At 70.7% G+C, this 13141-nt stretch carries 12 protein-coding genes; 7 read left to right on the top strand and 5 right to left on the bottom strand.

Features of this window, described 5'->3' with window-relative positions:
- Positions 1 to 6 precede the first annotated feature (6 nt).
- The gene (locus ABD830_RS19810) at positions 7 to 753 is read left to right on the top strand and encodes a YaaA family protein (protein WP_344989153.1); all 747 of its coding nucleotides are present in this window, start codon (positions 7 to 9) and stop codon (positions 751 to 753) included.
- Positions 754 to 1044: 291 nt separating this feature from the next.
- Here the strand turns inward: ABD830_RS19810 and ABD830_RS19815 are convergent, their stop codons facing one another.
- From ABD830_RS19815 to ABD830_RS19825, 3 genes are all read right to left on the bottom strand, one after another.
- Positions 1045 to 2703 (bottom strand): RNA polymerase sigma factor, encoded by a 1659-nt coding sequence (locus tag ABD830_RS19815; RefSeq protein WP_344989156.1) that lies wholly within the window; start codon positions 2701 to 2703, stop codon positions 1045 to 1047.
- Positions 2704 to 2945: 242 nt separating this feature from the next.
- Positions 2946 to 5039 carry a SpoIIE family protein phosphatase gene (locus tag ABD830_RS19820; protein ID WP_344989158.1) on the bottom strand — a complete coding sequence of 698 codons (2094 nt, stop codon included), beginning with the start codon at positions 5037 to 5039 and terminating at the stop codon, positions 2946 to 2948.
- Between the two features lie 247 nt (positions 5040 to 5286).
- Complete coding sequence (locus tag ABD830_RS19825) at positions 5287 to 5850, bottom strand: HhH-GPD-type base excision DNA repair protein (RefSeq protein ID WP_344989161.1); 564 nt, start codon at positions 5848 to 5850, stop codon at positions 5287 to 5289.
- Positions 5851 to 6004: 154 nt separating this feature from the next.
- Between ABD830_RS19825 and ABD830_RS19830 the strand changes: the two genes are divergently transcribed.
- The 5 genes from ABD830_RS19830 to ABD830_RS19850 all read left to right on the top strand — a co-directional run bounded on the left by ABD830_RS19830 (position 6005) and on the right by ABD830_RS19850 (position 10182).
- Positions 6005 to 6229 (top strand): hypothetical protein, encoded by a 225-nt coding sequence (locus ABD830_RS19830; protein WP_185078019.1) that lies wholly within the window; start codon positions 6005 to 6007, stop codon positions 6227 to 6229.
- 175 nt (positions 6230 to 6404) lie between these two features.
- A complete protein-coding gene (locus ABD830_RS19835) occupies positions 6405 to 7895 on the top strand; it encodes a hypothetical protein (RefSeq protein WP_344992923.1) in 1491 nt (496 codons plus the stop codon).
- An 87-nt stretch (positions 7896 to 7982) separates the two neighbouring features.
- Positions 7983 to 8738, top strand: coding sequence for a LamB/YcsF family protein (locus ABD830_RS19840; RefSeq protein WP_344989168.1), 756 nt, complete (start codon positions 7983 to 7985; stop codon positions 8736 to 8738).
- Complete coding sequence (locus ABD830_RS19845; protein WP_344989171.1) at positions 8735 to 9349, top strand: 5-oxoprolinase subunit B family protein; 615 nt, start codon at positions 8735 to 8737, stop codon at positions 9347 to 9349. The genes ABD830_RS19840 and ABD830_RS19845 overlap by 4 nt, the downstream gene beginning before the upstream one ends.
- A complete protein-coding gene (locus tag ABD830_RS19850; protein ID WP_344989173.1) occupies positions 9346 to 10182 on the top strand; it encodes a 5-oxoprolinase subunit C family protein in 837 nt (278 codons plus the stop codon). The genes ABD830_RS19845 and ABD830_RS19850 overlap by 4 nt, the downstream gene beginning before the upstream one ends.
- Here the strand turns inward: ABD830_RS19850 and ABD830_RS19855 are convergent.
- Positions 10160 to 10990, bottom strand: a complete 831-nt coding sequence (locus ABD830_RS19855) for a PhzF family phenazine biosynthesis protein (RefSeq protein WP_344989176.1) — start codon at positions 10988 to 10990, stop codon at positions 10160 to 10162. The two genes, ABD830_RS19850 and ABD830_RS19855, sit on opposite strands and share 23 nt — an antisense overlap.
- Before the next feature lie 58 nt (positions 10991 to 11048).
- Here ABD830_RS19855 and sthA point away from each other — a divergent pair, with 58 nt between their 5' ends.
- Positions 11049 to 12464: a Si-specific NAD(P)(+) transhydrogenase gene (gene sthA, locus ABD830_RS19860; RefSeq protein ID WP_344989179.1), complete on the top strand. Its 1416-nt coding sequence runs from the start codon at positions 11049 to 11051 to the stop codon at positions 12462 to 12464.
- 15 nt (positions 12465 to 12479) lie between these two features.
- On the opposite strand, the gene ABD830_RS19865 is transcribed toward sthA, so the two are convergent.
- Positions 12480 to 13133 carry a DoxX family protein gene (locus tag ABD830_RS19865; protein WP_344989182.1) on the bottom strand — a complete coding sequence of 218 codons (654 nt, stop codon included), beginning with the start codon at positions 13131 to 13133 and terminating at the stop codon, positions 12480 to 12482.
- Between the last annotated feature and the right edge of the window lie 8 nt (positions 13134 to 13141).

Raw genomic sequence — 13141 nt, forward strand, 5'->3', positions numbered from 1 at the left:
AGGGGCGTGCTGATCCTGTTGCCGCCGTCCGAGGGGAAAGCTTCCGAAGGCAGCGGACCGCCCGTCGGCGAGCTGTCTTTCCCCGCCCTCGACAAGGCCCGCAAGCGCGTGCTGAACGCGCTCATCCGGGTTTCCAAGCGCCGCGACGCCCTCGGCGTGCTCGGCCTCACACCCGGGCTGGCGGGCGAGCTGGCCAGGAATACGGCGCTCAAGACGGCCCCCACCCTGCCCGCAGCCGGCCTCTACACCGGCGTCCTCTACGACAACCTCGGCCTCGGCACCCTCGAGGACGAGCCCAGGAGGCGGGCGGAGGAGTCGGTGCTGATCTTCTCCGGCCTGTGGGGCGTGGTGCGGATCACCGACCGCATCCCGCCGTACCGCCTCTCCATGGGCGTGAATCTGCCGCCCATCGGGGGGCTGGCCGCGTTCTGGCGTCCGCTGATCGCCAAGGAGCTGGATCGGGTGCCGGGGCTGGTGGTGGACCTCCGTTCGGCCACGTACGCGGGCGCCTGGCAGGCCGGTGAGCGTTCGGTGACGGTACGGGTGTTCCGGGACGGCAAGGTCGTCAGCCACATGGCCAAGGCGACCCGGGGCGAGATCGCCCGAGCCCTCCTCCGGCACGACACCGCTCCCGGCACGCCTGACGAGCTGGCCAAGACCCTCGACGCCCTGGGCTACACCGTCGACCTCGCCGCACCCACCCGCGCCAAGCGCCCCTGGACCCTCGACGTCCACGTCACCGAGCCGTCCTGATCCGTGGCCTTCCCGCCGGGCGAGTCCTTCACCGTGGGGGGCGCTTTGAGGGAGAACCCGATGGCGGGGGCCTTTCGAGGGCGATGACTGCGATCGGCTGGGCGGCCATGCGCGCCGGCCACCGACCACGTCGCGCCGAGCACCGCCGCCCAACGCCTCGCGGACCCGGCGCGGGATGGTGCCTGATGGGCGCGGGTGGGAGCGTGGCCCGAGCGGCCATGGCCACACTGGGATGAAAAGCCGCCGCCCCGCGCCGGAAAGCTCCGGGCGGGGCGGCGGGTGGGGCAGGGGTCAGTCCAAGTAGTCCCGGAGGACCTGGGAGCGCGACGGGTGGCGCAGCTTGGACATGGTCTTCGACTCGATCTGGCGGATGCGCTCGCGCGTCACCCCGTAAACCTTGCCGATCTCGTCCAGCGTCTTGGGCTGACCGTCGGTGAGACCGAAGCGCATCGAGACGACGCCCGCCTCCCGCTCCGACAACGTGTCGAGAACGGAGTGCAGCTGCTCCTGGAGCAGCGTGAAGCTGACGGCGTCGGCAGGGACGATGGCCTCGGAGTCCTCGATGAGGTCGCCGAACTCGCTGTCACCCTCCTCACCCAGCGGGGTGTGAAGGGAAATGGGCTCGCGGCCGTACTTCTGGACCTCGACGACCTTCTCGGGCGTCATGTCCAGCTCGCGGGCCAGCTCTTCCGGCGTCGGCTCGCGACCGAGGTCCTGCAGCATCTGCCGCTGGACCCGGGCCAGCTTGTTGATCACTTCGACCATGTGAACCGGGATGCGGATGGTCCGCGCCTGGTCGGCCATGGCACGCGTGATCGCCTGCCGGATCCACCACGTGGCGTAGGTGGAGAACTTGTAGCCCTTGGTGTAGTCGAACTTCTCGACGGCCCTGATCAGGCCCAGGTTGCCTTCCTGGATCAGGTCGAGGAACAGCATGCCGCGCCCGGTGTAGCGCTTGGCCAGCGAGACCACGAGCCGGAGGTTGGCCTCCAGCAGGTGGTTCTTGGCCCGGCGGCCGTCCTCGGCGATCCACTCCAGCTCGGCCTTGACGTCGACCGGCAGGCCGTCGGTCTCCCCGCCGCCCAGCTGCTCCTCGGCGAACAGGCCCGCCTCGATGCGCTTGGCCAGCTCGACCTCCTGCTCGGCGTTGAGCAGGGGGACCTTGCCGATCTGCTTGAGGTAGTCCTTGACCGGGTCGGCCGTGGCGCCGGCGGCGGCGACCTGCGCGACCGGGGCGTCATCGTCGTCGTCGGAGAGGATGAGGACCTCGTCCTCGGTCTTCTGCGCCGCGGCGACGTCGGCGGCCTTGGGCTCGTCGTCGGAGTCGTCGTCGGAGTCGGAGTCACCCTCGTCGGAGTCGCCCTCGGCGACGATCTCCTCGTCGTCGACGTCGATGTCCTCGAGGTCCTCCAGCTCGACGTCGCCGTCGAGCTCGAGGTCCTCGTCGTCGTCCACGTCGCCCCGGGGGGCCTCGGGTGCCTTCGGCTTGGTCTCGGCAGGCCCAGCACTCTTAGGCTCGGCCTTCTTGGCGGCGGCGGGAGCCGCGGCCTTCTTCGCCGCCGGAGCGGCCTTCTTGGCTGGGGCCGCCTTCTTGGCGGCCGGCTCGGCTTCAGCGGCGCCCACGACCGCGGTCACGGTCTCGGGCTGCTGCTCTTTGGCGGCCGCCGCCGTCTTGGTCTTGACGGGGGCGGCGGCGCGGCGCTTTGCTGGACCACGAGACTTCTTCGGCGCAGCCGAATCCGCGGCGGTCACCACCACGGTCACGCCCTCTTTGCTGAGGTTCCGCAAGAACGCGGCGGCGTGCGACATGGGGATGTCCGCCTCCTCGAAGGCCTGACGAACATCCTCAGACTCGAGGAAACCCTGCGAGCGCCCACGCTCGAGCAGTCGCTGAATGACGGGCTCGTTCAGCTCTTGTGGCTTCGAGCGAGTCGAACTTGCAGGCGACACGAACACCTCTCGAACGAACGCGTGGCGACAATGGACCCAGATGCCCGCTGGGGGGCTGTTGCCTCTCTCGGAGATCGGTGAGGCCGTGCGGACCGCGACGGACCTGCACAGCATTGTGGCACGACCCTGCGCTCCATACGGCCACCTCCCGGCGGTTGACCTCCACCCTAGGCCGACCGAGACAGTAGTGCGTACGGAAGCGGGGCACTGATACCCGAAAGCAACCGTTATGACTGTTTCATTCAGTCACTCTTCGTGGCTGGCGGGACGTGTATAGCTAGCGCGGTAACGTCATCATCCTGTTCATATCCAGACAGCATCCGGTCAACCAGGAAGTCCAGCAACATATGCGGACTACTTACCACCTCAGGCGGCGCTTCGGTCACAACACTGCAAAGGTCTGCCAAACCCGCGTCCAATCCGCGCTTCCTGTTCTCCACGAGGCCGTCGGAGTACAGGACAGCGGTGTGGCCGGGCGGCACCACGAACCGGAACTGCCTGCGGCTGGTCGGCCAGCCTAGCGGCGTGCCGGGCTCTCCGTCGCTCAGGATCGCCGTGCCCTGGGGCGAGACCAGGACGGGTGGCGGGTGCCCGGCCAGGGCCAGCGTGCCCTCGCCGGTGCCCGGCTCGACGACCATGTACGCCAGGGTCGTGACCTGCTCTTCCTCCTCCGTGGCCTCGAAGACCCGGTCGAGGCCGGTGAGCACGGCCGCGGGCGGCGGGTTGGTCAGCGCCAGCGCCCGCATGGCATTGCGGATGCGGCCCATGCCCGCGGCGGCCTTGACGCCCTTGCCCATGACGTCGCCGACGACCGCCGCGACCCGTCCGTCCTGCAGCACGAACGCGTCGTACCAGTCACCGCCGACCTGGACGTGGCGGCTGCCCGAGCGGAAGCGCTGGGCCAGCACCAGGCCCTTGACCACGGGCAGGCGGTCGGGCAGCAGGCTGCGCTGGAGCGTCTCGGCGGTGCGGTGCTCGCGCTCGAAGAGCGTGGCCCGCTCGACCGCCAGCGCGCACTGGCCGGCCAGCGCCTCCAGGAAGACGCCGTCCTCCTGGGAGATCTTCTGTGGCCTGGTGAAGGAGAATCGGAGCGCTCCCAAGGCCCGCCCTGCGGCCAGCAGCGGCAGGCCCACCCAGGCGCGCTCGTCGCCGTGGGTGAGGAAGCCGGCCAGGACCTCCTCGTCGTCGCCCGCCTCGAGCAGCTGAGCCTTCAGCGACTCGGGCGACTCGGCGAAGACCGGCCTGCGACTGTTGACCGCCATGGTCATGACGTTGGAGTGGGACAGCGGGATCTCGTCGCCGGTGACCCCGGAGGCCTCCAGGATGCCCTCGCCGTTGATCACCTTGAGCGCCGCGCGGTCGGGGTCGAGCAGCGCCACGGCCGAGCGGTCGGCGGCCAGGGCGGTGCGGCCGACGTCGATGATGACCTGCACCACCTGCTCGACCGTCAGCGCCTCGGCCAGCTGGGCGGTGGCGCCCTGGAGCCTGGCGGTGCGCAGGGCGGCGGCGCCGAGCTGGTCGGTCAGCCTGCCGCGCATCTCCTCGGCCTCGCGCTGCGGCGTGACGTCGGTGTTGGCGCCGACCCACTCGACGACCCTGCCGTGCCTGATGATCGGCACGGCGCGCACCTCGAAGTGGCGGTAACCGCTGGCGCGGGTGCGCACGCGGTAGTTCCACTCGAACATGGTGCGTCCGCGCAGCGCCTCCCGCCACGCCTCCTCGGTCTGCTGGCGCTCGTCGGGGTGGACGACCTCCAGCCAGCCGCTGGCAAGGTACTCCTCCAGGCCCTGGCCGGTGATGGCGCGCCACTGGGGCGCGTCCTCGACGACGGCGCCGGTGGGCGAGGTGATCCAGACCAGCTGCGACTGGGCCTCGACCAGGGAGCGGTAGCGCTCCTCGCTGCGGCGCAGCGCCTCCTCGGTCTGGCGGCTCTCGGTGACGTCCTGCCCGATCAGGGCGACCGCGCGCAGCTCGCCCGCCTCGTCGTGGACCGGCGAGAACGACAGCGACCAGTGCCTGGTGTCGCCCTCCGCCGACCGCACGCGCACGCGGCTCTCGGTGACCGGCGCGTCGCTCTCGATGACGGCCTGCACGGCGTGGGTGATGATCTGGCTGAGGTCGGCGGCGAGCACCTCGACGGGCTGCCTGCCGGCCAGCCGCTCGGCGGGCACGTTGACGACGTCGCTGAAGACGTCGTTGACCCGGTGGATGAGGCCATCGCCGTCGAAGAACGCGAAGGCGAACTCGGCCTCCGACAGCATGCCCTTGAAGAGGGCGGAGTCTGAGATGTCCACATCCGACTCCCGGGGACGGGGAACGGAGGTCTCGGCGCTCATGGTCGGCACCTCCGTCGCGTGCCAGGGTCTCCCACGCGGCACATCTCCATAACTGTGTATCGGCGTAGCGCAGCTCCGGGCGACCGGATCCTGCAGTACATCATCGGCGATGGGCCGGTGCGGACGGAAGCCCCCGCCGCGGCTCGGTCGCCTTTAGGGTCTACGCATCCTGTCAAAGTCGCTCCACGTTGCGCAGCAAGATCAGGTTACAGCGCCAGATTGCCGGGAGCCGAGTCCCGGCCACCAACTACTTGGCCGCGCGCTTGGCCTCCTGCTTGGCGGCCCGTACGCGGGCCAGGCTGTCGCCGTCGACCACGTCGGCGACCGATCGGTGTGACCCCTCCTCGCCATAGAGTCCGGCCGCCTCACGCCAGCCTGGCGGTTGGACCCCCAACTGCTTCCCCAGCAATGCCAGAAAAATCTGGGCCTTCTGCTTGCCGTATCCTGGCAGGGCCATCAGTCGTTTCAACAGCTCTTTGCCGTCGGCCGCGTCGGCCCACATCTTCTCCGGCCGGCCGTCGTAATGCTCGACGAGGTAGGCCGCGAGCTGCTGGACCCTGGCCGCCATGGACTTGGGATAGCGGTGGACGGCCGGCTTGCCGGCCAGCAGCGCGGCGAACGCCTCCGGATCGTAGGAGGCGATCTCCCCGGCGGTGAGGTCGTGCCCCAACCGCTGGGAAATCGTATACGGACCCGTGAACGCCCACTCCATGGGGATCTGCTGGTCGAGGAGCATGCCGACGAGCAGGGCGAGCGGACTTCGGCCCAGGAGCTCGTCTGCCTCGCTCCGCTGGGCGAGCTGGATGCGCATGGAGACAGCTTCGCATGAATGGACACCTGGTGAAGTGAACACAACCATCGCGGAGCCTTGACACTCGCCCGAGAAAAGGTGAAATGGGAGCGCAAGTCGCCCTGCAGACATTCCTGGGGGTTTGCCCCTGGGTCTCCAGAGGAATCTCACATCTATGCTCGCTCTGGCCACACGGTTCCTGCGGGAGCCGGTCAGTCTCAGGCTGGCCGAAGAGTTCCTGACCGTGCCCGTGGACACGATCGACCGCTGCGTGGCCGACGTGTGCGCGTGTGCGCAGCATCTCGGCGTCTCCGCGACGCCGGAGATCGTGGAGCGCATCGCTCGCGAGCACCTGCTCGCGATCGTCAACTCAGCGCCTCCGCCCCGAAGTTCCCGGTAAGACAAAGAAGGCCCGAAAGTCCAGTTAAGTCCCATCCGGAAGTCCCCGATAACATCGGGGTCACCAGGCCGAGTTCTACGCACCGTTTACGCCTGGAATACGAGAGAGTGAGGGCGTGCGCCGACACCGACGAGATCCCCGGGAGAGCACCCCGCCAGACGACGTGTTCAAGGAGATGGTGCAGGCGGCTCGCGAGCTGCTGGCCGTGCGCACCCCGCTTGACGCGGAACTCATGGTCTCCGACATGATCGGTGCCTGGTGGGGCAGGCGGGTCAGGGGCGGCGACGTCGAGCAGGTGCTCGGGGAGGGGCTGGTCGACTACGCCGCCAAGGCCGGCACGCCGGCCTCGCTGACGTTGCTGATCTGCCTGGCCTACCTCGGCACGGCCCGCCAGGGCGCCAAGGCCGAGGGCGCGGCGCTGGCGATGATGGAGTCGGGCGTGGCCAGGCCCGGCTGGGCCGACCGGGTGGGCGCGGTGAAGCCCGCCGGATGCTACGTCTCCCGCGACGCGTACGGCGACCAGGACACGGTGATCTGCACCTTCGCCTACCGCTGGAACGAGGACGCGCTCCCGGCGGACCGCCACGCGCTGGTCATGGTCGTCGACTACAACATGAGCGGCATGGCCCGCGACGCCTGGGTGTCCTCCCAGGTCGACAAGCTGCTGGAGCAGGCCAGGGCCGAGGCGGCGGGCAATCCGCTGCTGCTGTTCGAGGAGATCGAGCCCGACCAGGCCAGGGCGCTGCTGGAGTCGGCCATGAAGGCCACGCGTGAGCCGAAGACGCCGCCGCCCGTCAGCGACAGCTACAGCGCTTACCACGCCTTCGCCAGGGCCAGGCTCAAGGCGCTGCCGCCCGGACGCAAGCGGCCGGCGCCGCGGCACACCGAGGCCCCGTACAGCAGGGAGCGGCGGGCCATGCTGGCGGCGGAGTTCCTGGCCTCCGACGCGGCCGAGCACCTGTCCGACCCCTCGGCGGCCTCGCGCTGCGCCGACCACATCATCGACTACGGCTGTGACCAGGACTTCAGCCGGCCGCTGCGGGTCTCCCCGACCAAGTGCGAAACGTTCCTGCTCGACTGGCTGCCGCGCAAGGTGATGCTGAGCGTGGCCGAGCAGGAGGCGATGCCGCACGTGCTGTCGGCCTGGGTGCGCTTCGCCGCCGCCCGTACCGGCCTGCCCGAGCAGGGGCTCAAGGCCACGCTGGACGCCGTGTGGGAGGCGATCGGCAAGTTCCCCGAGGCCTACCGCGACCCGACGTCGTTCGGCCTCGACCGGCCGCTGCTGGAGCGGCTGCTGCCGGACGGCGACCTGTCGGCGCTGGCCAGGCGGGCCTTCGCGTTCCCGTTCCTGCAGGGCACGCACAACGGGATCGAGCTCGACAAGCTCAACCCGGCCGACGAGGCCGACCGGCGCACGCTGCTCGAGATCGACCACGGGTCCGCGATCGACCAGGAGCACCTGGCCTGGCACGAGGAGATCGCCACCCGGCTCTGGGAGGGCGACCCGCCGCAGCTCTGGGAGGCCGCGCAGCGCCTGCTGGACCTCGGCCACGACCGTCACGACGTGCTCCACGTGCTGATCGAGATCGCCGAGCGGATCGGCGACGACCCGGACGAGCTGGCGGCCGCCCTCGACGACATCGCCGACATTCCCGACGAAATCTAGGTACGGACCGGCCGATCGGCCTTGAGCACGGGGAACTCCGTCGTTGTTCGCCACGCCGGGAGAGGCGCCGAGATAGCCTCTACTGCCATGGTGATCGACCTCAACGCCGACCTGGGCGAAGGCTTCGGGATCTGGCGGCTCGGCGACGATCTCGCACTGCTGGACATCGTCACGAGCGCCAACGTGGCCTGCGGCTTCCACGCGGGCGACCCCGTGACGATCAGGCGCACGTGCGCGGCGGCGGTCGACCGCGGGGTGACGATCGGGGCGCAGGTGTCCTACCGCGACCTGGCGCACTTCGGGCGCAGGGAGATGGACGTCGAGCCGGAGGAGCTCTGCGCCGAGGTGCTCTACCAGATCGCGGCGGTCGACGGCATCGCCAGGGCGATGGGCGGCCGGGTCTCCTACGTCAAACCGCACGGCGCGCTCTACAACCGGATCTGCCGCGATGAGGTGCAGGCCGCGGCGGTGATCGACGCGGTGGCCGACTACGAGCCCTCGCTGCCGGTGCTCACGCTGCCCGGTTCCGCGGTGCACGCGGTGGCGGCGGCCGCGGGCGTCCCGACGGTGAGCGAGGCGTTCGCCGACCGGGCGTACACCCCCGAGGGCACGCTGGTGCCGCGCAGGGAGCCGGGCGCGGTCGTCCACGACGCCGCCGCCGTGGCCGGCCGTGCCCGCCAGATGGCCGTGGAAGGCTCCGTGACGGCCGTCGACGGCAGCCGGGTACCGATTTCCGCCCGTTCCATCTGCGTCCACGGAGACACGCCTGACGCCGTCCGGCTGGCACAGGGGGTGCGGGACGCGTTGCTGACGGCCGGAGTGGTCCTGCAGGCGTTCGCGTGATCCGTACGGCCGGGGAGCACGGGCTGCTCGTGGAGACCGGGTCGCTGGAACTCTCGCACCGGCTGGACGCGGCGCTGCGGGCCGACCGGCCCGCGGAGGTCGTCGAGATCGTGCCGGGGCCCGAGACCGTGCTCGTGCTGGCTCCGGGAGCGGATCAGGGGCGGTTGCGGGCGCGGCTGGCCGACGTCGTGGAGCGGGAGCGCGGCAAGGGCGGCGCGGTGGCGGCCGAGGGGGCGGCTGTGACGATTCCCGTCGTCTATGACGGGGCGGATCTCGATTCCGTCGCGGCGCTGGCGGGGATCTCGGTGGACGAGGTGATCTCCCGGCATTCGGGGCGGGAGCTGGTGGTGGGGTGGCTGGGGTTCGCCCCGGGGTTCGCCTATCTGACGGGGCTCGACCCGGTGCTGGAGATGCCCAGGCTGGACACGCCGCGCACGTCGGTGCCCGCCGGGTCGGTGGCGGTGGCGGGGCCGTACTCCGCGGTCTACCCGACCGCCTCGCCGGGCGGGTGGCGGTTGCTCGGGCGCACGTCCGTGCGGGTGTGGGACGTGGCGGCCGACCCGCCCTCCCTGTTCAGGCCGGGCATGCGCGTGCGGTTCGAGCCGGCATGATCGAGGTTTTGGCGCCTGGTCCGTACGCGACCGTCCAGGACCTCGGGCGGCCCGGTTTCGCGCATTTGGGGGTGCCCCGTTCGGGAGCGGCCGACGCGAGGAGTCTGCGGCTGGCCAACCGGCTCGTGGGCAACGCGGAGGGGCTGGCCGGGATCGAGCTGACGCTGGGGATGGCGCGGCTGCTGTTCCACGACGGCGCCTGGGTGGCACTTGCGGGCGCGCCTCTGGACACTGCGGCGGGGATGGGGGCGCCGTTCTGGGTGCCGTCGGGGGCGGAGCTGCGGCTCGGCATGCCCGCCTGGGGGCTGCGCACCTACCTGGCCGTACGCGGCGGGATCGCGGTCGAGCCGGTGCTGGGCAGCCGCTCCACCGACTCGCTGTCCGGGCTGGGGCCCGAGCCGCTGCGGGCGGGCACGCTGCTGCCCGTCGGCCCGCCGGAAGGCGAGATCTCCGTCGATCTGGCGCCCCCGCCCGAGCCCGGCCCCGCGGTGCTGCGGGTGACGCCCGGGCCGCGCGACGACTGGTTCGCGCCGGACGCGCTGGGCGTGCTGTGCGCGCGGCCGTACACCGTGAGCCAGGACAGCAACCGCGTCGGGGTGCGACTGAGCGGCGCCGAGCTGGTCAGGGCCAAGGAGGGCGAGCTGCCGAGCGAGGGCATGGTCACGGGGGCGATCCAGGTGCCGCCGAGCGGGCAGCCGATCGTCTTCCTCGCCGACCACCCGCCGACCGGCGGCTATCCGGTGATCGGCGTCGTGCGCGAGGCCGACCTGCCGGTCGCCGCCCAGCTCAGGCCGGGCGACGAGGTGCGGTTCACAGCTCGACCTGGCCGGTGACGCAGGTCACGACAGAGCCGCTCACCCACACGTTCCCCTCCTCGTCGGTGGAGATGTGCACCCGTCCGGCACGGTCGAGCACCGTGCCCTGGCTCGCCACGTACGGGGCCTTGGCCCGGCCCGTGCGCAGCAGCCACTGCGCCAGTGAGGCGTTGAGGCTGCCCGTCACGGGGTCCTCGATGGTGAAGCCGTGCGCGTGCGTGAACGCCCGCACCTCGAAGTCGTACGGCGACCCCTCGGGGTACGGGCCGGCCACGCCCACGAAGCACGGGACGAGGCCGGGGCGCAGCGCGAGCACCGACTCGGCGTCCGCCAGCAGCACCGCCACCCAGCCTGGGCCGTTGTCCGCCCACTCCGCGTCCACGATGCCGGCGCGCTCGATCCCCAGCGCGTCGGCGATCTTCTGGACGAGCGGCTCCTCCACGGGCCCGGACCTCACCAGAGGCGGCGCCTGGAACGCCAGCCCGTCGCCGGTCCTGCGCACCCGCACCAGCCCGGCCCCGCACTCCTGGACGATCTCGCCCTCCTTCCGCGGCACTCCCCCGGTCTCGAGCCAGGCGTGGCAGGTGCCCAAGGTCGGGTGCCCGGCGAACGGCAGCTCCTCGCTCGCGGTGAAGATCCGCACCCGGTAATCCGCCTCGGGTGTGCTCGGGGGCAGCAGGAAGGTGGTCTCGGCGAGGTTCGTCCACGAGGCGAACCGCCGCATCTCCTCGGCCGTGAGGCCCTCGCCGTCGAGCACGACCGCGAGCGCGTTTCCGTGGTACGGGGTGGCGGTGAAGACGTCCACCTCGGTAAATGGGCGCAACATACCTGGAGTCTCGCAGACAGGTCTTTTCCCGTCGGCACGCCGCCCCCAGACTGGACGTGTGGCGGACTTTGACGTTGTGGTCCTGGGTTCCGGGCCAGGTGGGCAGAAGGCCGCGATCGCGGCGGCGAAACTCGGCAGGCGTGTCGCGGTGGTCGAGAAACGGCACATGCTCGGCGGCGTGTGCATCAACACGGGAACGATCCCCTCGAAGACCCTCCGCGAGGCCGTCCTCTACCTCACCGGGCTCAACCAGCGGGAGCTGTACGGCGCCAGCTACCGCGTCAAGGACGAGATCACGGTCACCGACCTCGGGATGCGCACCCAGCACGTGATCGGCCGGGAGATCCAGGTCATCCGTAGCCAGCTCGCCCGCAACCACGTGACGGTGTTACAGGGCACCGGCCGCTTCCTGGACCCGCACACCGTCGGGATCACGCATGAGGAGGGCAAGACCGAGGAGACGAAGATCACCGCCGAGAAGATCGTGATCGCCACCGGCACGTCGCCCGCCCGTCCCGACAGCGTCGAGTTCGACGACAGGACGATCATCGACTCCGACGCGATCCTGCATCTCGACCGGATCCCCGAGACGCTCGTCGTGGTGGGGGCCGGGGTCATCGGCATCGAGTACGCCTCCATGTTCGCCGCGCTCGGCACCAAGGTGACGGTGGTGGAGCGGCGCGACCGCATGCTGGAGTTCTGCGACCTGGAGATCGTGGAGGCGCTGAAGTACCACCTGCGCGACCTGGCCGTGACGTTCCGCTTCGGGGAGAACGTGGCCGCGGTCGAGCGCCGCCCGGGCGGGGCGCTGACCCTGCTGGAGAGCGGCAAGAAGATCCCCGCCGACTGCGTCATGTACTCGGCCGGGCGGCAGGGCAAGACCGCCGAGCTGTGCCTGGACGCCGCCGGCCTGGCCGCCGACGACCGCGGCCGGATCACGGTGGACGCCAACTATGCCACCGAGGTGCCGCACATCTACGCCGTGGGCGACGTGATCGGCTTCCCCGCGCTGGCGGCCACCTCCATGGAGCAGGGCCGGCTCGCCGCGCAGCACGCGTGCGGCGAGCCGGTCGACGACATGCACGAGCTGCCGCCCATCGGGATTTACACCATTCCCGAGATCAGCTTCGTCGGACGCTCGGAGGACGAACTGACCAGGGACAAGGTGCCGTTCGAGGTGGGCGTCTCGCGGTACCGGGAGCTGGCCAGGGGCCAGATCATCGGCGACTCGTACGGGATGCTCAAGCTGCTCGTCTCCCCCGAGGACCGGCGGTTGCTGGGCGTCCACGTGTTCGGCACGGGGGCGACGGAGCTCGTGCACATCGGTCAGACGGTCATGGGGTGCGGCGGGACCATCGACTACCTGGTCAACGCCGTGTTCAACTATCCGACGCTGGCCGAGTCGTACAAGGTGGCCGCGCTGGACGCGATGAACAAGATGCGGGTGGTCGCCCGCCTCACCGCCGGCATGTGAACACCGGTCGGTGCGTCAGTCCGAGGCGGGGCGGCGGGTGCGGGGCTGGGGCTTCTTGCGGCCCGCCACCAGCGTGTCGCCCGGCGCCGGGGCCGGGTCCTCCGCCTGTGTGGTGTCCCGCTTCTGGGCGCGGGGGCGCGGCTGCGGGGCCGTGTCCTCCGTGGCGGACACCGGGGACTCCTTCGGGTCCGGGGCAAGCGGCTTGTCGGGTTCGCGGAGTGAGGCGATGACGCGGTCGGCCTCCGTGTCCGCGGCGAACTCGTTCGCCGCCTCCGTCTCCCTCCTCCTGATCACCACCATGTGGTCCACGGACACCCGTCCCGCGCCCACCACGGCGAGCAGGAGGGAGGCGGCCCCGAGGAGGATGAGCTCGTTCATGCTGATCGGATTGAGCGGCGGGGCGACCAGGAAGACCGCCAGCGCCTCCGCGAACAGGATCAGCCCGGTGATCGAGACGGCCAGACCAGCGATCAGCAGCGCGCCGCCGATGAGCTCGGTGAGCATGGTGACCGTGGCCCAGGCGCCGGGCGCGGGAGCGCCTTGCTCGAGGAACTTCGCTCCGGTGGCCTTGAGCCCGTCTTCCAGCTTGGTCCAGCCGTTGGCGAAGAAGATGCCGCCCACGCCGACGCGGGCGACTAAAGCAGCAAGATCACGGAGGGCCTGTTTCACGGTAGTTG

Source organism: Nonomuraea helvata (assembly GCF_039535785.1).
GTDB classification, from domain to species: domain Bacteria; phylum Actinomycetota; class Actinomycetes; order Streptosporangiales; family Streptosporangiaceae; genus Nonomuraea; species Nonomuraea helvata.

Excerpts from the sequence above, each read along its gene's own strand:
- ABD830_RS19830 (WP_185078019.1), top strand. The coding sequence starts at position 6,005 with ATGCTCGCTCTGGCCACACGGTTCCTGCGGGAGCCGGTCAGTCTCAGG.
- ABD830_RS19825 (WP_344989161.1), bottom strand. The coding sequence starts at position 5,850 with ATGCGCATCCAGCTCGCCCAGCGGAGCGAGGCAGACGAGCTCCTGGGC.
- ABD830_RS19840 (WP_344989168.1), top strand. The coding sequence starts at position 7,983 with ATGGTGATCGACCTCAACGCCGACCTGGGCGAAGGCTTCGGGATCTGG.
- ABD830_RS19835 (WP_344992923.1), top strand. The coding sequence starts at position 6,405 with ATGGTGCAGGCGGCTCGCGAGCTGCTGGCCGTGCGCACCCCGCTTGAC.
- ABD830_RS19820 (WP_344989158.1), bottom strand. The coding sequence starts at position 5,039 with ATGAGCGCCGAGACCTCCGTTCCCCGTCCCCGGGAGTCGGATGTGGAC.
- ABD830_RS19855 (WP_344989176.1), bottom strand. The coding sequence starts at position 10,990 with ATGTTGCGCCCATTTACCGAGGTGGACGTCTTCACCGCCACCCCGTAC.
- ABD830_RS19850 (WP_344989173.1), top strand. The coding sequence starts at position 9,346 with ATGATCGAGGTTTTGGCGCCTGGTCCGTACGCGACCGTCCAGGACCTC.